The organism is Staphylococcus sp. EG-SA-10, assembly GCF_017151945.1.
In the GTDB taxonomy this organism is placed as follows: Bacteria; Bacillota; Bacilli; order Staphylococcales; family Staphylococcaceae; genus Staphylococcus; species Staphylococcus aureus.
Map to the genome: position 1 here is coordinate 274,347 of NZ_JACVZJ010000001.1, position 21,044 is coordinate 295,390.

General features: G+C 32.5%; 21 protein-coding genes. 8 read left to right on the plus strand and 13 right to left on the minus strand.

Going from position 1 to position 21,044, the window contains the following annotated elements:
• Positions 1-38: 38 nt before the first annotated feature.
• The 6 genes from IDG45_RS01425 to IDG45_RS01445 all read right to left on the minus strand — a co-directional run bounded on the left by IDG45_RS01425 (position 39) and on the right by IDG45_RS01445 (position 6,457).
• The gene (locus IDG45_RS01425; protein WP_000074002.1) at positions 39-803 is read right to left on the minus strand and encodes a MerR family transcriptional regulator; all 765 of its coding nucleotides are present in this window, start codon (positions 801-803) and stop codon (positions 39-41) included.
• Between the two features lie 164 nt (positions 804-967).
• The gene (locus tag IDG45_RS01430) at positions 968-1,660 is read right to left on the minus strand and encodes a GTP pyrophosphokinase (RefSeq protein WP_000289144.1); all 693 of its coding nucleotides are present in this window, start codon (positions 1,658-1,660) and stop codon (positions 968-970) included.
• Between the two features lie 230 nt (positions 1,661-1,890).
• Positions 1,891-2,307, minus strand: coding sequence for a DUF2188 domain-containing protein (locus IDG45_RS01435; RefSeq protein ID WP_001117056.1), 417 nt, complete (start codon positions 2,305-2,307; stop codon positions 1,891-1,893).
• A gap of 138 nt (positions 2,308-2,445) precedes the next feature.
• A complete protein-coding gene (locus tag IDG45_RS01440) occupies positions 2,446-4,269 on the minus strand; it encodes an FUSC family protein (protein WP_001807274.1) in 1,824 nt (607 codons plus the stop codon).
• Positions 4,270-4,780: 511 nt separating this feature from the next.
• Positions 4,781-4,984, minus strand: coding sequence for a hypothetical protein (locus IDG45_RS13815; RefSeq protein WP_011382393.1), 204 nt, complete (start codon positions 4,982-4,984; stop codon positions 4,781-4,783).
• 195 nt (positions 4,985-5,179) lie between these two features.
• Positions 5,180-6,457 carry a pyruvate MFS transporter gene (locus IDG45_RS01445; protein WP_000660709.1) on the minus strand — a complete coding sequence of 426 codons (1,278 nt, stop codon included), beginning with the start codon at positions 6,455-6,457 and terminating at the stop codon, positions 5,180-5,182.
• 546 nt (positions 6,458-7,003) lie between these two features.
• Between IDG45_RS01445 and uptA the strand changes: the two genes are divergently transcribed.
• Entirely contained in the window at positions 7,004-7,615 is a 612-nt protein-coding gene (gene uptA, locus IDG45_RS01450; RefSeq protein ID WP_000435044.1) for an undecaprenyl phosphate transporter UptA, read from the plus strand.
• An 8-nt stretch (positions 7,616-7,623) separates the two neighbouring features.
• Here uptA and IDG45_RS01455 read toward each other — a convergent pair whose 3' ends face one another.
• From IDG45_RS01455 to IDG45_RS01465, 3 genes are read right to left on the minus strand one after another with little or no spacing between them, the layout of a single operon-like run.
• Positions 7,624-7,722 (minus strand): hypothetical protein, encoded by a 99-nt coding sequence (locus IDG45_RS01455; protein ID WP_001791763.1) that lies wholly within the window; start codon positions 7,720-7,722, stop codon positions 7,624-7,626.
• Positions 7,712-8,875, minus strand: a complete 1,164-nt coding sequence (locus tag IDG45_RS01460; protein WP_000185196.1) for an MFS transporter — start codon at positions 8,873-8,875, stop codon at positions 7,712-7,714. The genes IDG45_RS01455 and IDG45_RS01460 overlap by 11 nt, the downstream gene beginning before the upstream one ends.
• The gene (locus IDG45_RS01465; protein ID WP_014532703.1) at positions 8,868-9,329 is read right to left on the minus strand and encodes a MarR family winged helix-turn-helix transcriptional regulator; all 462 of its coding nucleotides are present in this window, start codon (positions 9,327-9,329) and stop codon (positions 8,868-8,870) included. The genes IDG45_RS01460 and IDG45_RS01465 overlap by 8 nt, the downstream gene beginning before the upstream one ends.
• 439 nt (positions 9,330-9,768) lie before the next feature.
• On the opposite strand from IDG45_RS01465, the gene IDG45_RS01470 reads away from it, so the two are divergent.
• From IDG45_RS01470 to IDG45_RS01485, 4 genes are all read left to right on the plus strand, one after another.
• On the plus strand, positions 9,769-10,464 hold the full coding sequence (locus tag IDG45_RS01470) for an ABC transporter ATP-binding protein (protein WP_000382902.1): 696 nt from the start codon (positions 9,769-9,771) through the stop codon (positions 10,462-10,464).
• A 1-nt stretch (position 10,465) separates the two neighbouring features.
• Complete coding sequence (locus IDG45_RS01475) at positions 10,466-11,236, plus strand: DUF2705 family protein (protein ID WP_000536966.1); 771 nt, start codon at positions 10,466-10,468, stop codon at positions 11,234-11,236.
• A gap of 505 nt (positions 11,237-11,741) precedes the next feature.
• Positions 11,742-13,706, plus strand: coding sequence for a fructose-bisphosphatase class III (locus IDG45_RS01480; protein WP_031927573.1), 1,965 nt, complete (start codon positions 11,742-11,744; stop codon positions 13,704-13,706).
• Positions 13,707-14,049: 343 nt separating this feature from the next.
• Positions 14,050-15,129: a YkvI family membrane protein gene (locus IDG45_RS01485; RefSeq protein ID WP_001807260.1), complete on the plus strand. Its 1,080-nt coding sequence runs from the start codon at positions 14,050-14,052 to the stop codon at positions 15,127-15,129.
• 104 nt (positions 15,130-15,233) lie between these two features.
• Here the strand turns inward: IDG45_RS01485 and mhqD are convergent, their stop codons facing one another.
• The 3 genes from mhqD to mhqR all read right to left on the minus strand — a co-directional run bounded on the left by mhqD (position 15,234) and on the right by mhqR (position 17,329).
• Positions 15,234-15,827 (minus strand): methylhydroquinone degradation carboxylesterase MhqD, encoded by a 594-nt coding sequence (mhqD, locus tag IDG45_RS01490; RefSeq protein WP_000400030.1) that lies wholly within the window; start codon positions 15,825-15,827, stop codon positions 15,234-15,236.
• A 21-nt stretch (positions 15,828-15,848) separates the two neighbouring features.
• The gene (gene mhqE / locus IDG45_RS01495) at positions 15,849-16,817 is read right to left on the minus strand and encodes a ring-cleaving dioxygenase MhqE (protein WP_000183739.1); all 969 of its coding nucleotides are present in this window, start codon (positions 16,815-16,817) and stop codon (positions 15,849-15,851) included.
• A 77-nt stretch (positions 16,818-16,894) separates the two neighbouring features.
• On the minus strand, positions 16,895-17,329 hold the full coding sequence (mhqR, locus tag IDG45_RS01500) for a MarR family transcriptional regulator MhqR (RefSeq protein WP_000376235.1): 435 nt from the start codon (positions 17,327-17,329) through the stop codon (positions 16,895-16,897).
• Positions 17,330-17,554: 225 nt separating this feature from the next.
• On the opposite strand from mhqR, the gene IDG45_RS01505 reads away from it, so the two are divergent.
• Together IDG45_RS01505 and IDG45_RS01510 are read left to right on the plus strand one after the other, a co-directional pair.
• On the plus strand, positions 17,555-17,839 hold the full coding sequence (locus tag IDG45_RS01505) for a GNAT family N-acetyltransferase (protein WP_000067112.1): 285 nt from the start codon (positions 17,555-17,557) through the stop codon (positions 17,837-17,839).
• 174 nt (positions 17,840-18,013) lie between these two features.
• Complete coding sequence (locus IDG45_RS01510) at positions 18,014-18,820, plus strand: VOC family protein (protein ID WP_000863966.1); 807 nt, start codon at positions 18,014-18,016, stop codon at positions 18,818-18,820.
• Positions 18,821-18,940: 120 nt separating this feature from the next.
• On the opposite strand, the gene IDG45_RS01515 is transcribed toward IDG45_RS01510, so the two are convergent.
• Positions 18,941-19,612 carry an NAD(P)H-dependent oxidoreductase gene (locus IDG45_RS01515; protein WP_000069098.1) on the minus strand — a complete coding sequence of 224 codons (672 nt, stop codon included), beginning with the start codon at positions 19,610-19,612 and terminating at the stop codon, positions 18,941-18,943.
• A 269-nt stretch (positions 19,613-19,881) separates the two neighbouring features.
• On the opposite strand from IDG45_RS01515, the gene IDG45_RS01520 reads away from it, so the two are divergent.
• Positions 19,882-20,874 (plus strand): D-lactate dehydrogenase, encoded by a 993-nt coding sequence (locus tag IDG45_RS01520; RefSeq protein WP_000161536.1) that lies wholly within the window; start codon positions 19,882-19,884, stop codon positions 20,872-20,874.
• Positions 20,875-21,044: the final 170 nt, after the last annotated feature.

A 21,044-nucleotide genomic window follows, 5' to 3' on the forward strand; every position in this document is an offset into this window, starting at 1 on the left:
GTAAATTCAAAGGGAATGGTCACTATCACACGAATGATTTAATTGTTATGTTGTATGCGGGATATTTCTAATTGTTCTGTACTCATATGTGTTTTAGGTACTTCAATGCAATAATGCGTTTCATGACAGTTTGGACATTCGAATCGACGTGTTGTCGCTGTATGTTTCGCTTTGATAACTGCCCACAAAGACGGTGAGAATATATGCTGGCAGTTAGGGCATAAATAGGCAACTTTGCGTTGATAGTAGATAGTAATACCAATGCCATAACCGATCATAAATGGTAAAGCAATTAAAAACGGCCATTTGTTTTTCATCAAGATTGAACTCATAATGCTAGAATATTGAATTATTCCTATAATACCAGCACTAATCCAAATGTTACGACGAATACTTTTCATTTCAGCTGATTTACTCATGACATGCTCTATGTCTTTTAAATGTGTGATTGGAGACGTCGACGCTTCATTTACGTAATATTGAACATTTTTAATTTTGTCTAATACCGCTTGTTGCTGTTTGACTTGTTGATTAATTTCTTGTTGTTTCATAGTTAGTAAGGTATTGAGTGTCTTCAAAGTACCTTCACCTTTTAGCAACATATCTATATCGCTTAACGCACAACCTAAATCTTTAAGCAATAAGATTAACTCTAATGTTTGTCGCTGTTGTTCTGTATATACACGACGCTTTCCTTCTGTAAATCCTTGTGGTTTCAAAATACCTTTGCGATCATAATATTGAATCGTTCGTGTTGTCACATTGCATAATTTTGCGAGTTCTCCAGTCGAATAGTTAGACATAGATTCCACCTCCTACAATCACCATAGTTGATGACCCGACGTCACGAGCAAGTACAATTTCCACATTTTAAAGGAATTTATTATACTAGGCGTCTTATTTTTGTGATTTCGTACCATGTTGATTTACAAAATCACTCAAATTAAGCAACACTCCTACTAAACGTCTACTCTGTTATTTCAGAATGAATTTGTTGTAATTTATCTTCAACTTCAGTAATCTCTGTCGCACATTCTTTCAATAAATCTCGATACTTTTCCGTCTCTGCATTGTTTTTATAACGTATTTTATGTTCTAAACTTGCCCACATATCCATACCTATCGTTCTAATTTGAATTTCAACAGGCAATACCTCAACGCGTTCTGCTAAAAAGACTGGAATTGATACAACGATATGTAAACTGCGGTAACCATTTTCTTTAGGGTGCTGAATATAATCTTTACGTTTTATCAATTGTACGTCTTCTTGTTTAAGCAACATCTCTTCAATCAAATAAATATCATCTAAGTAATTACATACTACGCGAATTCCGGCAATATCCAGTATGTGTTCTTTGGCAGTTTCTGCGCTAATCTGTAATCCTTTACGATTAAGCTTTTCTATTAAACTACGCATTTCTTTCACACGTCGCTCCATATGATGTATAGGGTTGTGTTTATAAATGTGATTGAAATTGTCGTCTAAAATACTCAGTTTAGTGCTTATTTCCTTTAGTGCTGATGAATAAATATGAACTAACTCTACGAAACCTAATAACGTATCAAATGCTTCATCACCATTTTCAAATTTACTTAAACTATTTTTAAAATCATGTCGCAAATCCTCTAAATATAGTGATGGTTTTCGATCTACATACATTTTTATACTTACCTCCGATATATAATCATCTTTATTGTACCTAACATTTTATTAAGATAATACTAATACACTATCGAACTTTGGGCTGATACTGAAACAGCTCAAAGAAACTCAAACAATTCGAATTTTGTATCAAAACCTTCAATTATAGGAAGTAATTTTAAAATGATTTAACGCAAAAAAACACCTGTTACCGTTATATAGGTACAAGTGCTTAATTGATAGAGATGTTATACGTCTTTAAATGATTCCACAACTTTTGGATGTGGACCATCCATAAGCGGTTCTCTTTGTCGAACGCCACCACTTTGGTTGCTAATTGATTCGCTATCAAAGTACGATTTATCTTGATTTGATTGTTCTTGAATATGTTCTTCATTATCAGTTGTTGCATATTCACTATCCACCTCTGTTTTTTCCATTGTTGCTGTATGGAATTGTACGAAGTTCTCTTCTTCTAATGCTTTGATTTCTTCTTTCGATAACGCTCGATACCAATCTTTCGCTTTTTTCGCCGCAATAGGAACAACATCTTTTTCAAGATATCCTTCTTTTAACATTGCATTCGCAATTTCTATCGCTTTTTGCCGTTTAATTACTTCAAATTCTTTCCATTTTTCGGGGTAACCTTTCATTGTAAAGGGCATTTCCTTAACCTTCAATATGTTATAATTCATGTTATATACCACCATAATTATAAAATGAAACATATTAAACACAATTTTTTAGACTCCCGTCATAATAACTTCAGACAAACGTTAGTCTGACCTGATAAATATTTTATTTTAAACGTTCTTATCTCTCTCACGAAAACCATTGTGTTGAATATTCATCATTGCTGATTGAATATAATTATACTGTGGTAAATCTGGTAATATCTTTATTTCTAATCCTGTATTTAATTCTAAATGCTTAGCGATGTTTTCAAATGTTGCTAAATACTCGCCCATTAATTGTTCATTTATTGTAAGTCTATCTTTATTAGCCATGGCTCTATTTAACATAAAGCTAATTTCTTCTAATGCGAATAAGCTAGGATAATAATTTTGAATCAATGTCTTATCACTAAATAATTCACCATTAGCTGCATTATAAATTTGCGTCATGTTATTTAATTTCACAGATAGGTTCATGGCCGTGTTTTTCTGATACACATCATCTTTATATTGGTTTTCAGAAAATAAATAATGGAAGAGCGTTGCTTCTTTACGAACAACTTCAGCCATTACATTAGGAAACAATGCGGATGCGGTACGTTGTCCAAGGACAAATAAACCTATGATTGCAATCACAATACCCATTGCAACGTCAATAACTCTTGGAAACGCAATGTTAATTGTTAAATTCTGTGATGCTAAGCCGTTCATTAAAATAACTTGTATTGTAATAAAAACTACTGCAATCGCATAATTTGCTCCCACCAATGCTTCAGTAAATAATGCTGCAATGCCCATTAAAATTACTGCAACAGGTGTTGGTATTGAAAATAGCAATATAACAGAAAGTACTAACACACCTAAAATAGTACCTAAACCTCGTGCCATACCTCTCTCGATTGCATGTATAGTTGATGTTCCTAGTAATATTGTATGTGCAGATAACGGTATCCAGTATGCTTTTTCAAAATTAAACATTAACGCAATAAATATCGCTATCATCATAATCGCTGTATATCTCAATGTATTTCTAAAAACAATAGAGTCTAATGTTAAATTTTGATAAATGCGTTTACTATATAAAGGTTTTCGCATGTCTGCTTCATACGCAATACGCGCTTCATTTGCATGCACCATTTCATCAATTTTCAATATATGGTTGAATAAATTTTGAAATTCCTCTGTTACTGTCACTTCTTTTCGCCAATATCTTACATTTTCATCACTATTATCTAGTTGTGCAATGATATGATCCATCATTTCAATTAACTCATCTGGCAATGGTCGAATTTGTTTAGCGTTCAACTCTAACAGTTCAGAATAAATCCCTTGGGCAGATGTGTGTAATAATAATAATTTTTGGAAACGTCTACTTAATTTATCGTTACTTGAAGTAGAAGTGATTAATAATTTATCAGATGCTTTAAAACTATCCACCGCTGTTTTTGCTACTTTTAAAAAAGCAAATTTATCATTATAAGTGTGTAACAACTTAGATATGAGTTTAAAATCATTTTGAATTGCTTGTTCTTCAGCTTTGTTTTTAGAAAATACGATCGTGATTAACACCATCATAGTGGCAAGTATACCGCCTACTAAAATCGCAAAGCCTCTATATAATGCTTCTTCGGGAGCTATAGGTAAGTTAATGGGTAGACTGAATGTCACAATGAAGAATGTCGATGACGGTCCAGCTATTTTTAAGGCAGTAAATATATAAAATGGTATAACCGTAACAATTAATAATGTCATTCCAAAAACGAGTGGCGTTTTGGCTGTTAGCGTACCAAGCATCATACATATTGCAAACGCTAAATTACAAATTATTACAGTTCTCAGCTTAGATCGCGACGGACCTTTAAAAACATAAATATGGGCTAGTGTTCCAGTTGCAACTAATAATCCAAATTGGAAATTACCACATAAGTAACCGATTATTGCAGGAATAATCATTAACAGTCCCTGTCTTACACCTTTATAAAAGTCTAAGTTAAGTCGATTGATTTTTATGAGTGATGTCAAAAAGATGTCATTTCGACTTCTCCTTTCCTTGTCAAAATATTTCCATAATCTTTTTAATAGCATAGTTAAAATGAATTTGTTGCTATAAATTTTAATTACGCAACATATGTCATTATAACACCTTATGCTCAATTATCTAAATTTAAAAACTTTTAAAGTCCAATTAAAATTATTTTCTAATGTTATTTAACATCGTTGAACCTTTGGTCGCCCACTTTTGCGCTAGTTAAAATTTATTTGTGACATGTTGAGATTATTTTAGTGAATTATACATTTAGGGTTAGAAATACATTCACATAAACTTAGTGTCTATTTACTTCATATTATTCCTAGGGTTCAAGATCCAAACTATAGTGAATTTAAGAAAGTTTATAAAACATATTTGCCTCATAAGCTTGAATAGTTCCTATATTCGTTATTTAAAATGACATTCGATGTCAGTTCATTTCTTAAAATATCGAAAGATGCTTACGTATAATATATATAGTGACGTATTTACAAATAATGGCAGTAAGCAGTACAAAATGATTACACAAAAATTTCCTTCTACTCGATAAATTAAGAAGTATAAAATAATTAAAAAAATACTTATAATTAGACCTATAAGAGGCAAACTTCTAATATATTTCTCTAAGTTTTCCTTCATATGCATAACCTCCTAAAATTTAAATGTACTTTTACAAGCGTTACCTGACTAATGTTTTAAAACTTTATTTCTTCTACATATATCATTTTAATAACTTCCCGTTCATCTTAAACCATATCGGTTTTAAAAAGTTTCAATTTCAACGTAAAAAAAGCAATAAGCCTCAACAATGTGAAAGCTTACTGCTTGTTTAAATTATTTTTCTATTGCTTTATCATCACTAACAATTAAAGGTTGATCTGGTTTCACATAGAACCACATAATCACAGCGATTACTGCTGGAACGATTAACAATTGGAATGTCATTGTCCAACCTAAATGTTCTACGAATAGACCTGCTAATAGCGGACTGATTAATGCACCTATATTACCCCATAAGTTCATCCATCCTGATACTGTACCAGAGAAGTTACGTCCTAAATCAGTTGCTGCTGCCCAACTCATACCCATTGAAATACCGATACCACCAAGACCTAGTGATAACCAGAAAATACTTACATATAAATTTCCTGTACGTACAGCAAAGATAATTGAAACTGCAAATACAATAAATCCTGCGATTGCAATGACACCTCTAGCTACGAATTTTGAACGACCTAATCCTAATACACGGTCAGAAATTGCACCTGCTGATAAGATTAAGAAGAACATTAATAACCAAGGTAATGAACTAATGCTCATTTCTTTAAAGTTAACGTGGAATACTTCTGTTAAATACGTCGGTAACCAAATTAAGAATAATGTAATGATAAATTGTACAACAAAGTATTGAATTGCAATTGCATAGAAGCTAAAACGCTTAAAGAAATCATTCCATGGTGGTGATGACTTTTCAGTAGCTACGATATCACGATTTTCCATAATGAAACGTTTCTCCGCTTCATTAACCATTCTATGTTGCTCAGGTAAGTCTTTGGCAATAATCGCCCATAATACAGCCATTAAAATACCTACTGCACCAAAAATGTAAAATACTGCTTGCCAGTTAAATGCGTTAACAATAGCAATTGTAACTATTGGTGCTAATACAGGTCCGAAATATGATCCTGCTAATAATGCACTTGATGCTCTACCTTTTTCATTTTTAGAGAACCAAAATGAGTTAAACACAGCATTAGAAGGGTACATTGGCGCCTCACCCACACCAAATAAGAATCTCACTAAATAAATTAAACCGTGGTTCTTAATCATACCCGTTAAGATTGTAAATGCACTCCACCAAACTAATGCAATTGTAATCATCTTACGTGGACCGAATTTTTCAGCCAACATCCCCGATGGTACTTGCATTAATGCATAACCTAGAGAGAAGAATGATGCCAATAAACCAAATTGTGGTTTTGTCATCCCTAAATCATCCATCATTTGCTTAGCGATATATGAAATGTTTGCTCTATCCATATACGCAATAACCCCAATAAAGAAGAACGCAAGCGCGAACATCCACCTTACGTTAGTTCGTTTTTCCTTCATAACTATTCCTACTTCCCTAATTAATTTTTTAAAACTTACCCTGAAACGTTAAAATTTTCGGACATCTGGCATGTCCACCCCTACTTTGTCACAAAATTGTACCAAAGTTATTTTTTATAATATTATCAGACATGGAAAGCGTTTACAATAGAATCTATAAAAATTTTATTAAATTCCGCTTAACTTTTGCTATTAAAACGATATAAAGGAACTTTTAGTTACATAGTAGCCTATCATTTGTTAATTAAAAATACTGCAATACTAGTGTTTTAAAACGTATGTTGCAGGCTTTCTTACATATTTGACATTCATTTTAAATTGCATAAAACTACATTGCTCATTCATTGTGCAGCGCCTGTTATTTAGATGATCATTTGTTGACTTTTCGTACTTATAGCAAGCAATTTTTTGATTTATTGCTTATAATACATTTTAAGACAAATGCTTGTTTCAACATCGCATACGACATCATTCATTATTCATTTGAATTTATCCAGTTTCTATTTGTCTGCAATTGCTGAAAATTAAAGGAGCTTATTTTTAATAATGGAACAAATTATCACTGAATTTATTAGTCGTTTTGGGTATGCAGCCATTTTTATATTAATTTTATTAGAAAATGTTTTACCTATCGTACCATCGGAAATTATTCTAACATTTGCTGGTCTTATGTCTGTTAAATCACATTTATCAATTTTAACCTTATTTATTATTGCAACCATCGCCTCGTTTATAGGGCTGTTAATTTTATATTATATCTGTCGTTTGATTTCAGAAGAACGTCTATATCGCTTTATTGATCGACACGGTAAGTGGATTAAATTGAAAAGTAAGGATTTAAAGCGAGCAAATGATTGGTTTAAAAAGTATGGCGTATGGGCTGTATTTATCTGTCGTTTTATACCTGTATTACGTGTATTGATTACCATTCCAGCCGGTGTAAACCGTATGAATGTTGTGACATTTACCGTTATTTCATTAATAGGTACAACAATTTGGAATTTCGGTTTAATTTTACTAGGACGCACGTTGAGCGATAGCTTTGGTATGTTGATGACTGGTCTTCATACATATTCACGTATTATGTATGTTGTCATCATTATCGCAGTCATTTACTTTGCTATACGTTACATAGGCAAACGTAAGAGAGTAAAATAATATTGTTGTTAGCATAAAGGCATGAATTTTAAATTTCTATAAACAAAAAGCAGTGAATCATTCCATCTATTGAAATGATTCACTGCTTTTTTAAGTTTATTTGGCATACTTTAGTTGAAAGTCACCTATCTTTATATAAAGAAATATTATTATTAACATGATAGTTATAGTTGTGAAGTAAAAGGCTACCAACGGCTGAGAAATGATACCAATTAATAATGCACCGACAGTCATTCCAATATATCTCACAAAGTTAAATACACCTAACACTTTTCCTTTTATACGTTCAAATCTTTTAGAAATTATAGTAGAAAGCAAAGCTGGCACAATACCAACACAAGTACCTAATATAAATATAATTACTGATAATATAATTACATTTGATTCGTTTAACCAACCAAACAATAACGTAAATATAGCAAATCCAGTTATAGTAACACGAAGTATCATTATTTCATTATATTTTTTTGACAATCGCTTATAAAATAAACTTCCTAATATAACACTAACAGTAATAGGTAAAAACAAAACTCCTGATATTCCAACGCCTATATCATAGGTATTATTTAATAATGTCGGTAAATAAACTAATATTGAAAAGTACGTCAAAAATATTAAAAATCCCAATGTAACTAAAGTAATAAACACTTTATCGGTCAAATATTTTTCTTCAATTTTTTCAGTTAATTTTACAATCCCTTTTTCAACATTTGGAATATCAATAAAAAAGATAATCAGAAATAATACGATAGATATAACAAGCAAAAAACTAAAAATACCAATATAATCCCATCTTGCACCTAAAGTACTCCCTAGGATTGGTGCCAAAGCTGGCGCACATGATAAAAATATTTGATAGTTCGCCATAGCTTGAGCTCTACCATTATCTGTACTTAGTTTGGCTAATAAAGTTAAAGTCACGAGAGGAATAATTCCGCAACCAATTGCTTGAAATAACCTTGATATAGCAAATAATATAAAGTTATGTGTCACTGCACAAATAAAGCTAGATATGATTACTATTCCTAATCCCGTTAAAAGTACTTTTTTAGAATCACGAGAATCTATACTTCTACCAAGTACAATTTGCATAACTGCAACGATAAATATAAAACCGCCAACTGTCGCATTTATCCAAAATAGTGGTACTTGAAAATCGTCATATAGTCTCGGAATAATAGGTGTGTATATGTTTTGAATCAATGATGCGAAAAATGCTAAAAATCCTAGAATATATAATCTGATATTACTATTAGTCATTTAAACCATCTTCTTCTTTTTTTAATTCTTCTATACTACGGTTTAAAAACTCTACAATAACTGCCATTTCATCATTATCAAAGACTTTAAGTACTTCTTCATATTTTTTTACCGCTTTTTCATGTAATTCATCATGTATATAAGATAATTTTTTCCCTTTTTGTGTTAATGAATAATTAACTTCTCTTTTGTTAAATTCATTGTGCGATTCAACTACTAAGTCTTTCGCTAAAAGTTTTTTTATCGATTTAGTAATTGCTGGTTTTGATACATTTAACATTTCAGACAAAAATTTATTATTCACTTTATCATTATTATCAATCAACTCTATGATATGAAATTGTGTTAGAGATAAATCCAGTTCCTCATTTTCCTTTTTATACTGTCTTCTTTTATCGGCATTTTCTCTTTCTATAATAAATTGTTGTAACTTTAAAATAACTTCTCTCTTCATATCCACTATTATTCCTCCTCTTCATTAGTTAACCGGTTAACTGTATTATTGTCGTCACTCCCACTTTTGTCAAATATTGTTGTAATTAACATATATTTACTTAGTTATGCACCATTTATTCCGTAAACCCATCTCACAAATCCATCTATAATACAAACTATCATTTTAAATAAGCAGAATTTACCCTGTCTTACACACAAACTATTTTCGTCACTTTAATATGCCTTCTATTCAAAAAAGTCACTCATAACAAATTGCGCATTTTAATAAATGTAGCAATGCCATTTGCATGCCGCAAAAATACTCGTATTCATATTTATATTTTATATTATTTAAGTTTTTTAAATCCATATTTTTATAACACTTGCTATATGATAAAATTAATTTTATATATAAAATCTTAAGATTCAGATTATTTAATAGCAAAGGAGATAGTGATATGGATGTTTTAACAATAGAACATTTAACAAAGAAGATAGGCAACAAAACGATTCTCGAAGATGTATCATTTAAGCTGAAACGCGGACAAATAGTTGGTCTTGTTGGAGCGAATGGTGCAGGTAAAACAACTTTAATGAAAGTTATATTAGGTTACTCTAGTTTCCAAAGCGGGAATTTTAATGTTATTAACAGCAAGGACAGCAAAAGCAATATCGGTGCATTGATTGAAAATCCAGGAATATATCCTTTTATGTCTGGATATGAAAACTTGAAGTTATTGAACGAATCAAAAAACACTCAAGATATCGATAAAATTGTCTCACAACTTCATATGGATGAATACATTCATAAAAAAGCTAAAACGTATTCTCTTGGTATGAAACAAAAATTAGGAATTGCTATAGCATTTTTAAATGAACCTCAATTTATTATCTTAGATGAACCAATGAATGGCTTAGATCCAAAAGCTGTGCGAGATGTACGTGAATTGATTGTCCAAAAAGCGCAAGAAGGTGTCACTTTCTTAATTTCGAGTCATATTTTAAGTGAATTAGTTAAAATCACAAACTCTATCCTTATTATTAACAAAGGTAAAATTGTTACAGAAACATCGGAAGAAGAACTTAAACAATTTAAAGATAATGATTTAGAAAATGTATTACTAGACATCATAGAAAAGGAGGATCAAGCATAAAATGGGAACTTTAATTAAACAAGAATGTTTCAAATTATTTAAAAAGAAATCAACTTTTATCGCACCTATTGTCTTTATTCTACTAATGGTTGCTCAAGGTTATATTGCTACAAAATACAATAAAATTTTTACGCCACAGGAATCTTTCACATCTGCTTATAATGGTTTTTCATGGTTTGCATTTTTATTAATTATTCAAGCAAGCACAATCATTTCAATGGAATTTCATTACGGTACGATTAAAAATTTACTCTATCGTGAATATTCAAGAACAACTATGATTGTTAGCAAAATCATCACATTATTTATTATTTCTTTAATTTATTTTGTTATTACAATTATTGCTTCAATTGTTATTGGGTCTTTATTCTTTAATGATTTAAATATATTTGAAAGTAGCGGTAATCAATTATCTTTATTGAATCAATTATTATTAGTTAGTTTAGGCACATTTGTTGGCGTTTGGTTAGTTTTAAGCTTAACGTTGCTATTATCATCTGCAACAAATTCAACGGGAGTAGCCATTGCTGTAGGTATTGTTTTTTATTTTGCAAGTTCTATTTTAGCAGTTATTCAAACGGCACTTTTAGAAAAAATAGACTGGCTAAAGTGGAATCCTATTAATATGATGAATATTATGCTTCAAACAGTTGAAAAAGGCTTTAGTAAGTCGACGAAATTAGAACTTCATGAATTGTTTATTGGTAATATTGCTTATATTTCTATTTTCTTAATACTTGTAGTATTTATTTTCAAGAAGAAAAATATTTAGTAACTTAAAGTATTAGATGAATAAATACACACAGATTCCATCGTAATTCAAAATCATTTTCAAATCCCTTCACCCAAATAATGGTGCGGGGATTTTTGATATGTCAGCATACCACTCATTCTATCTTTTATATATTCCAAAATCCCCCCCACTTGTAATGTACAAAATATGCTCACTTAAATGATAATCGTATCTCTGCCAAGCTATTTCAACTCTGCTTTAATATATAAATTTTTCTCCAGGATGGGATGCTTATATCTCTATCATGATATTTCAACGCCGCTTCAACAACTTTATCACTTCATATTTATGCGGGTACACTTCAACGCTACTAATATGAATGATACAACCACAGATTCTCAACACTAAAATTCACAATATGTTTACTCTATTTTTATCAATTCAAGCATACTTATTGAAAAATGTTAACGTTTTCTTGATAATCATTGTAAGCGTATTAATTTTACAAACCAATGATTGAAATATACTACAGGAGTGACACACAATGACTCAAATTACTGAAAGAGAATTAAAAAAGAAATATTTGGATTTATTATCTCAACATTTCGATACTCCAGAAAAGCTTGCGACTGAAATTATTAATTTAGAATCTATTTTAGAATTGCCTAAAGGTACGGAGCATTTCGTCAGCGATTTACATGGTGAATATGAAGCTTTCCAACACGTATTACGCAACGGTTCTGGGAACGTGCGAGCGAAAATTAATGATATTTTCAAAGACAAGTTATCAACGAAAGAACTTAACGATTTGACTGCTCTTGTTTACTATCCAGAAGACAAATTGCAGCTTATTAAATGCGATTTTCAAAATTATGGACAATTAAATGTTTGGTATATTACGACGATTGAACACCTCATTCAGCTAATTAAATATTGTTCTTCAAAATATACGCGTTCAAAACTTCGACGTGCCTTGCCGGAGCAATACGTTTTCATCGTAGAAGAGTTATTATATAAGAACAACGAATTCAAAAATAAAAAATCTTACTACGAAACACTTGTAAATCAAGTGATTGAGCTTAAGCAAGCGGATGATTTAATTATAGGGCTTGCGTATTCTGTACAACGCTTAGTCGTCGATCATTTACACGTTGTCGGTGATATTTATGATCGTGGCCCGCAACCAGATAAAATCATGGACACGCTGATTAATTATCATTCTCTGGATATTCAATGGGGTAATCATGATGTGCTATGGGTTGGTGCTTATGCAGGGTCTAAAGTATGTTTAGCTAATTTACTACGTATTTGTGCACGTTATGACAATCTAGATATCGTTGAAGATGCTTACGGTATTAATTTAAGACCTTTGCTAACATTAGCCGAAAAATACTATGATGCAGATAATCCTGCTTTTAAACCTAAAAAAAGACCTGACAAACATGAACGTTTAACACAACGCGAAGAAAGTCAGATTACTAAAATTCATCAAGCTATTGCGATGATTCAATTCAAACTGGAAATACCGGTTATTAAGCGCCGTCCAAACTTTGAAATGGACGAACGACTTGTACTAGAAAAAGTTAATTATGATACTAATGAAATAACAGTATATGGAAAAACATATCCATTAAAAGATACATGCTTCCAAACTGTTAACCGTGATAACCCAGCAGAATTACTACCTGAAGAAGAAGAAGTCATGAACAAACTATTATTGTCATTCCAGCAATCTGAAAAATTACGTCGTCATATGTCTTTCTTGATGCGTAAAGGCTCACTTTACTTACCTTGTAATGGCAATTTACTCATTCATGGTTGTATTCCAGTTGATGAAAATGGTGAGATGGAATCATTCGAAATTGATGGTCAGACATACAGTGGCCAAGAGTTATTAGATGTGTTTGAATATCATGTCCGTAAATCATTTGATGAAAAAGAAAATACTGATGACTTATCCACTGATTTAGTTTGGTATTTATGGACTGGGAAATATTCTTCACTATTTGGTAAACGTGCAATGACTACGTTCGAACGATACTTTATTGAAGATAAAGCTTCTCATAAAGAAGAAAAGAATCCGTACTATCATCTTCGTGAAGATGTGAATATGGTTCGTAAAATGCTCAGTGATTTCGGATTAAATCCAGATGAAGGACGCATTATTAATGGTCACACACCAGTGAAAGAAATTAATGGGGAAGATCCTATCAAGGCTGATGGAAAGATGCTTGTCATTGATGGCGGCTTTTCAAAAGCTTATCAGTCAACAACTGGCATTGCAGGCTATACATTGTTGTATAATTCATTCGGAATGCAACTCGTTGCACATCAACAATTTAACGCAAAAGAAAAAATTCTTTCCGAAGGTATCGACGAACTGTCAATTAAACGGATTGTTGATAAAGAATTACAACGTAAAAAAATCCGCAATACAAATAAAGGTAAAGAGCTTCAGGCTCAAATAGATATTTTGAAAATGTTAATGCATGATCGTTACTTAGACTAAAGACGACATTTGATGCACGTATCGTGCACTTATTTAGAGGTGCTGTGTTTACGCATTGGCTATGCAAATGCGATGCTAAATAGGCGACCTAGCTACACCGAAAAAATCCCCTCACTATTACGAGTAGTGAGGGGATTGGTGTATCTATGCTAGTTCCTTGTTAACTGTATTATAACAACATTACAGCAAAAAAATGCAAAATTAACTAATAAATTAATAAAATGACCGACGCCCTTGCTTCTACTCCAATTTAACAAAATACTATATTAGTACTATATTTTTCATTCACATGTATGTTACATTTTCTATATTACTTAAAATTACGAAGGGACATTTTTAAATCATGCGCATCTTAAAAGAGTCCATTATTGTGGCATTTGCCTTTGTTGGTGTTGTCGTTGGTGCCGGCTTTGCTACTGGTCAAGAAATTTTCCAGTTTTTCACAAGTCATGGCGCGTATAGCATTTCAGGCATTATTGTGACAGGACTATTGATTACTTTAGGTGGAATGATTGTCATGCATACAGGTCATCATCTAAAGTCTAGAAATCATTCTGATTCAATTAACTATTTCTTATATCCCTCTATTGCAAGAGGTTTTGATATTATTTTGACAATGTTTATGTTGTCTTTAGCTATTATTATGACTGCAGGTGGCGCGTCAACCATTCATCAAAGTTTCAACTTACCGTATTGGCTGAGCGCACTCATATTAGTCGTGCTTATTTTAGCAACACTGTTTCTAAAATTCGATCGTTTAATTGCTGTGCTTGGCGGTGTTACCCCATTTTTAATTGCGATTGTCATTATGATTGCGGTCTACTATTTCACAACGAGTCATCTTGATTTTACTGCCGCTAATAATGATGCTCAGATTCATAAGCAGAAATCATTATCACCTGGATGGTGGTTTGATGCGATTAACTATGCAAGCTTGCAAATTGCGGCTGCCTTCAGCTTCTTATCAGTGATGGGTAGTAAAGTTAAGTATCGTGACTCAACGTTATACGGGGGCTTAATTGGCGGTTTAATCATTACATTTTTACTCATGATGATTAACCTAGGTTTAATTTCTCAATTCGATAAAATTAAACACGTCGATTTACCTACATTAAAATTAGCGACACAAATGTCTCCGTCAATTGGTATTATTATGTCTGTCATTATGATACTTGTCATCTACAATACTGTTGTTGGATTAATGTATGCATTTGCGTCACGTTTCAGCGTGCCATTTAGCAGACGTTACTTCATCATTATTATTACAATGGCTGTCATCACTTATATTAGTACATTTATCGGTTTCATTTCATTAATTGGAAAAGTATTCCCTATTATGGGATTGTTCGGTTTCATCTTACTCATACCTGTACTCTATAAAGGTTTAATTAAGCGTATTACCAGCAAATCTCATATCGATTAAAATATCTATACTATTGTAAAATTTAGTACAACACTTCAAAATCAAAAAAGCGGGCAGATGAAAAGTAAAAATCTTTTCCATCTGTCCGCTTCTTAATAGAACTGTTATTTCCCAAGTAATTGTTGACCAGCCGTTAATCCAGTTTCTGTAATTTCATGATCATTCACCCAAACTTCTTCGACTTGTGCCCCACGTGTCTTAAACAAGTTAATGACTTGTTCACTTGCAGCTAATGGCACAATTGGATCATGTTTCCCCATAGAAAGCAACACACTGACATCTGATAAATTTTTTGTTGACGTTACTTCAATTGGATATAATGGTGCATATAACAATGCTTTTTTAAATGGTGCTTCTGAACGCAACATTAAGTTAATCGCTATATTTGATCCATTTGAAAATCCAACAAGCACAGCCTTTTCAATATCAAAATCATAACGTTCAGCAGCTTCTTTAATGAACGTTAGCAATTCTTGTCCACGAAATGCCAAATCTTCTTCATCATAAACACCTTCACCAAGACGTTTGAAATAACGGTTCATCCCATTTTCTGAAACTTGTCCTCTAATACTTAACAAGTGATAATTTTCATTCAATGCTTCGCCTAATGGTAATAAATCGAACTCATCACCACCTGTACCATGCAATAATATTAGCGTTGGCGCACCATTTTGTCCTTCTCTAAAAATATGTTCCATTACAAATCCCTCTCATTCCAATTAATCATGTTGACGCTTCGTATTAAAAGGTCTAACTTCCGATTCTATATATTCTCTTTTGTTTTCTAAAAATGGTGGTAAGGATAACCCTTCGCCTAATGTTTCATAAGGTTCATCTTCCATAAATCCTGGTCCATCTGTTGAAATTTCTATTAAAATATGCCCCACACGTGCATATAATGCTTCAAAATAGAAACGATTAACGATGCCTGAGTTGTTAATACCTACCTCTTTATATTTCGTTGCCCACGCTTCTATTGCATCATGATCTTTCACACGAAATGACACATGATGTACCTCACCATAACCTTGACGTGCTGCTGCCCCTTTATCATCTTTTATTAAGATTACCTGGCCACCATTGCCTCCTTCGCCAACTTCAAGTAATGCGACATTATCTTCATGCGCAATAGTTGTCATACCGTAAACAGTCTCTAAAATATTTTTAAAGTCGTCAAAATAACTTACTTTAATTTCAATGGGTCCTAATCCATAAATCGCTTTATCTACTGGAACCGGTCCATTCTTCCAAGGTACACCAGGTGCTACCCCTTCATTTAACTCATCTGAAATTAATTGATACACTTGGCCATCGACTTCTTCAAATGGCAACACTTTTTTACCAAATAATCCTTGAATACCTTCGTGTTTAACACCAAATTCATCAAAGCGCTGTTCATAATACATTAACGCGTCATCGTTAGGCACTCTAAAAGACGGTCTTGTAATGGAATTTGTTCCTGCCTGCCCTTTTGTAATATTTGGAAAATCAAAGAACGTCATGTCTGTACCTGCCGAACCAACGTCATCTGCAAAAAATGTATGATACGTATAAATATCATCTTGATTGACTGTCTTTTTAACTAAACGCATTCCTAATACTTCTGTAAAAAATTTATAATTACGTTCTGCATCATCTGTCATTGCTGTGACATGGTGAATACCTAGTAATTCATGATTATTTGTCATTTTATATACCCTCTTTATATTTTTAGTGTATTTATCTCGAAACCGAGATATTTTAATGTAAAATTTTAGTGCACGCCTTACACTTCTGTAGATTGTGCACTTAGTTTCTTAAACGCTTGTTGTAAGATTGTTAATTCATCCTTTGTTAACACATCAAACGCTTTTGTTAATGTCTCAGCATGCTTAGGGAAAATATCTGCCATTTGACTTTGACCTTTTTCAGTTAAACAAGCCATATATACACGTTTATCATCTTTATCCTTTTCACGTGTAATCCAACCTTTGTCCTCTAATTGACTTACAACATATGAAATGCTGCTACTTGCAATTAATACGCGGTCTCTAATACGTTGAATTGGTTGCGGACCTTTATTATAAAGCAACTCGAGCACTGCAAATTCAGTAATATTTAAGCCATATCGCTTTACGTCTTCTTTTGTAATTTGCTCTAATGTGTCTAACGCCCTATTCATTCCGACAAAGACATTGAGCGATTGTTTCGTTCGATCCATATCATCACCAACTTTTTAATTTATTTCGATTTCGAGATAAATTATATAGCTGAATGGATTTAATGTCAAGATACGTGTTTTCATCTTTATTTCAAATTGCGCTTAATAAAAACGACTACATAGATGTGGCAATGTCGTCACATGACTGTCATGCACCTTTGACTTCGTTTAAGTTAAAATAGAATAGGGAAATACTATAATCAATCATGATAGGAGTTGATATGTATGAGTAACCTTGAAATTAAACAAGGCGAGAACAAATTCTATATTGGTGATGATGAAAATCATGCTTTAGCTGAAATCACATACCGTTTTGTGGATAATAATGAAATTAACATTGATCATACAGGCGTATCTGATGAACTCGGTGGTCAAGGTGTTGGCAAAAAACTAGTTAAAGCAGTTGTTGAACATGCTCGCGAAAATCATTTAAAAATTATTGCCTCATGTTCATTTGCCAAACATATGTTAGAAAAAGAAGATTCATATCAAGATGTGTATCTTGGTTAAATAAATCTCGCGATGGTGCGCCAGTGCCATCGTTTTTTTATTTGTTCGTATCAATATAAAATTGCGAAACATCATGTTATTTTGCATTTCAAACTTTTTGCTGTCAATTCATTTTCTTTTCTGGTATACTTTTTATACTAACTTATAGAAAAATAGAAAACGAGGCGATGCATAATGGCATTTCACGATAAAACAGCAACACAAGTGACAAACATTGAACTGAACGTAAGAGACTTAGACTTAATGACAACATTTTACAAAAACATTTTAGGACTATCCGTTAAAAGTTCTGACGATAACACAACCGTATTATCTGTTGGGACTGGTGGCCATACTCTAACGTTACATTTATTAGAAGACGGCCGTCAGACTTCCCCACGTGAAGCAGGGCTTTTTCATATAGCATTTTTATTACCAACTACTGAGGATCTAGCTAACTTCTTATATTTCGTGGCACAAAAAAATATGGGCATCGGCGCTGGTGATCATTTAGTAAGTGAAGCTTTATATTTCAACGACCCCGAAGGTAATGGTATTGAAGTCTATCGCGATAGACCTTCATCTTCATGGGAATGGCAAAATGGCAAAGTTAAAATGGATACTTTAGAAGTTGATAGCCAAACCTTATTAACACATCGTACTGATGAAGGTTGGCAAGGAATGCCAGCAAAAGGCATGATTGGACACTTACATTTAAAAACACATGATTTAGACGCAGCATATCAATGTTACATTGAACAATTAGGATTCCAACATGTGTCTGATTTTCCACATGCGCTATTTATGTCAACGAATCATTATCACCATCATATTGCTGCTAATACTTGGCAATCCAATCAAGCAAGACAAAACAATGCACAAAGTTATGGATTAACACATGTTGATATTTATCAACCCGACGCCTCAACACATACATTTACGGCACCAGAAGGGTTTGACATCACAGTTCATTCAAATACTGACCTTGTTCCAGAAAAATAATCATCCATACTTTATTAATACAATTTTTTTCACGCAAAAGCCTGCGATTCATTTATGTAATCGCAGGCTTTTTTATTGCTAACTTTTTAATTTTATATATTTAGACATACTGTATTCTATTTATTCTTTTGGTCCAACCCATTCAATAACATCTTCATATGCTTGGCGTGTTTTATTTTTCGGTGGATCTTGTTGTCTGTAGCCAAATGCAACCATCACTGATAAACCAAATTGCTCAGTATCTAAGATACCTTTATTTGCTAAAATGTCTGTCACTGTATCCAGACTAAAACCTTCCATCGGACATGAATCAATACCTAACAATGCGGCTGTCGTCATCATATTGCCTAATGCGATATACGTTTGTTTACTTGACCAGTCATACAAGGCTTGATCATTATCAGAAATATGGAAATCTGCTTGGAATGCATCGAATTTTTGTTCAACAGCTGGAATCGTTTGTGCCTCATATTTTTTAATATCTCTTAACATATGTTGTACATACGGTGATCTTGACGTTACATTTTTACGCGCAAAAATTAGCACAAAATGGCTCGCTGTATCTAATTGTTTCGCTGCACCCCAACTGTGCGCTTTTAATTCATCACGTAACGCTTGATCTTGAATCACGACGAACTTCCAAGGTTCTAACCCAAGAGAACTTGGAGACAATCTACCTGACTCTAATATTGTTTCAAAATCTTCTTTCGAAACTTTCTTTTGTGGATCGAATTGCTTAGTCGCATGTCTGAAATGAAATGCATCCATAATTGTTTGATTCATATTGCTCATTGAACATAGCCTCCAATTTTTATATTTATTGCTATACAAATTATACTTCATGTTTTAAAAAGACTAAAGTAATCCGTTTGCAATTCACTATAACTTGTGCACATGTTATAAGTTTTCTGCAATAAAACACACTTTTGAATTTTGGAAAATTTAGTGTTATAATATATTTGTGATATTTTTCACAATTAAATTGTGGCGTGATTTTAATGTACATAATCTTTAATTTCACTCATTTACTTTTCAATCTTTTAAAAGCGAGGTTTTTAATAATGACAAAAATTATGTTCTTTGGTACGCGTGATTATGAGAAAGAGATGGCATTAAATTGGGGGAAAAAGAATAATGTCGAAGTAACTACTTCTAAAGAGCTATTATCAAGTGCTACAGTCGATCAATTAAAAGATTACGATGGCGTAACTACAATGCAATTTGGTAAGTTAGAAAATGACGTTTATCCTAAATTAGAATCTTACGGTATTAAACAAATTGCACAACGTACTGCTGGATTTGATATGTATGATTTAGATTTAGCTAAAAAACACAACATTGTGATATCTAACGTTCCTAGTTATTCACCTGAAACAATTGCAGAGTATTCTGTTTCTATCGCCCTACAATTAGTGCGTCGCTTCCCAGATATTGAACGCCGTGTACAAGCACATGATTTTACTTGGCAAGCAGAAATCATGTCTAAACCAGTTAAAAATATGACTGTTGCAATTATCGGTACGGGTCGTATCGGTGCTGCTACAGCTAAAATATATGCAGGATTTGGTGCTACAATTACAGCTTATGACGCTTATCCTAATAAAGATTTAGACTTTTTAACTTATAAAGATAGTGTTAAAGAAGCTATTAAAGATGCCGATATTATTTCTTTACATGTTCCAGCGAACAAAGAAAGCTATCATTTATTCGATAAAGCAATGTTTGATCATGTGAAAAAAGGTGCAATCTTAGTTAACGCAGCACGTGGTGCAGTCATCAATACACCTGATTTAATCGCTGCAGTGAACGATGGTACTTTGTTAGGTGCTGCGATTGATACTTATGAAAATGAAGCAGCATACTTCACAAATGACTGGACTAATAAAGACATTGACGATAAAACATTATTAGAGTTAATCGAACATGAAAGAATTTTAGTAACACCACATATTGCTTTCTTCTCTGATGAAGCAGTACAAAACCTTGTTGAAGGTGGTTTAAACGCAGCATTATCTGTCATTAACACTGGTACATGTGAAACACGTTTAAATTAATATATATTTAAAAGCAAAGGCGCGCCATGTGCCTTTGCTTTTTATTTTGTATATCTGTATCAAAATCGGTTTGATTAAAATCCGCTTTATTTTATCATCTATTCAAATGATTTTAGTGCGCTTATTTTACTATGGCATTATTGCCTAACCTGTTTGAGATATATTAATAT

Bases quoted from the DNA above. Each gene is read 5' to 3' on its own strand.
- IDG45_RS01425 (WP_000074002.1), bottom strand. From the start codon at position 803: ATGTCTAACTATTCGACTGGAGAACTCGCAAAATTATGCAATGTGACA.
- IDG45_RS01430 (WP_000289144.1), bottom strand. From the start codon at position 1,660: ATGTATGTAGATCGAAAACCATCACTATATTTAGAGGATTTGCGACAT.
- IDG45_RS01435 (WP_001117056.1), bottom strand. From the start codon at position 2,307: ATGCCCTTTACAATGAAAGGTTACCCCGAAAAATGGAAAGAATTTGAA.
- IDG45_RS01440 (WP_001807274.1), bottom strand. From the start codon at position 4,269: ATGATTATTCCTGCAATAATCGGTTACTTATGTGGTAATTTCCAATTT.
- IDG45_RS13815 (WP_011382393.1), bottom strand. From the start codon at position 4,984: ATGAAGGAAAACTTAGAGAAATATATTAGAAGTTTGCCTCTTATAGGT.
- IDG45_RS01445 (WP_000660709.1), bottom strand. From the start codon at position 6,457: ATGAAGGAAAAACGAACTAACGTAAGGTGGATGTTCGCGCTTGCGTTC.
- uptA (WP_000435044.1), top strand. From the start codon at position 7,004: ATGGAACAAATTATCACTGAATTTATTAGTCGTTTTGGGTATGCAGCC.
- IDG45_RS01455 (WP_001791763.1), bottom strand. From the start codon at position 7,722: ATGCCAAATAAACTTAAAAAAGCAGTGAATCATTTCAATAGATGGAAT.
- IDG45_RS01460 (WP_000185196.1), bottom strand. From the start codon at position 8,875: ATGACTAATAGTAATATCAGATTATATATTCTAGGATTTTTAGCATTT.
- IDG45_RS01465 (WP_014532703.1), bottom strand. From the start codon at position 9,329: ATGAAGAGAGAAGTTATTTTAAAGTTACAACAATTTATTATAGAAAGA.
- IDG45_RS01470 (WP_000382902.1), top strand. From the start codon at position 9,769: ATGGATGTTTTAACAATAGAACATTTAACAAAGAAGATAGGCAACAAA.
- IDG45_RS01475 (WP_000536966.1), top strand. From the start codon at position 10,466: ATGGGAACTTTAATTAAACAAGAATGTTTCAAATTATTTAAAAAGAAA.
- IDG45_RS01480 (WP_031927573.1), top strand. From the start codon at position 11,742: ATGACTCAAATTACTGAAAGAGAATTAAAAAAGAAATATTTGGATTTA.
- IDG45_RS01485 (WP_001807260.1), top strand. From the start codon at position 14,050: ATGCGCATCTTAAAAGAGTCCATTATTGTGGCATTTGCCTTTGTTGGT.
- mhqD (WP_000400030.1), bottom strand. From the start codon at position 15,827: ATGGAACATATTTTTAGAGAAGGACAAAATGGTGCGCCAACGCTAATA.
- mhqE (WP_000183739.1), bottom strand. From the start codon at position 16,817: ATGACAAATAATCATGAATTACTAGGTATTCACCATGTCACAGCAATG.
- mhqR (WP_000376235.1), bottom strand. From the start codon at position 17,329: ATGGATCGAACGAAACAATCGCTCAATGTCTTTGTCGGAATGAATAGG.
- IDG45_RS01505 (WP_000067112.1), top strand. From the start codon at position 17,555: ATGAGTAACCTTGAAATTAAACAAGGCGAGAACAAATTCTATATTGGT.
- IDG45_RS01510 (WP_000863966.1), top strand. From the start codon at position 18,014: ATGGCATTTCACGATAAAACAGCAACACAAGTGACAAACATTGAACTG.
- IDG45_RS01515 (WP_000069098.1), bottom strand. From the start codon at position 19,612: ATGAGCAATATGAATCAAACAATTATGGATGCATTTCATTTCAGACAT.
- IDG45_RS01520 (WP_000161536.1), top strand. From the start codon at position 19,882: ATGACAAAAATTATGTTCTTTGGTACGCGTGATTATGAGAAAGAGATG.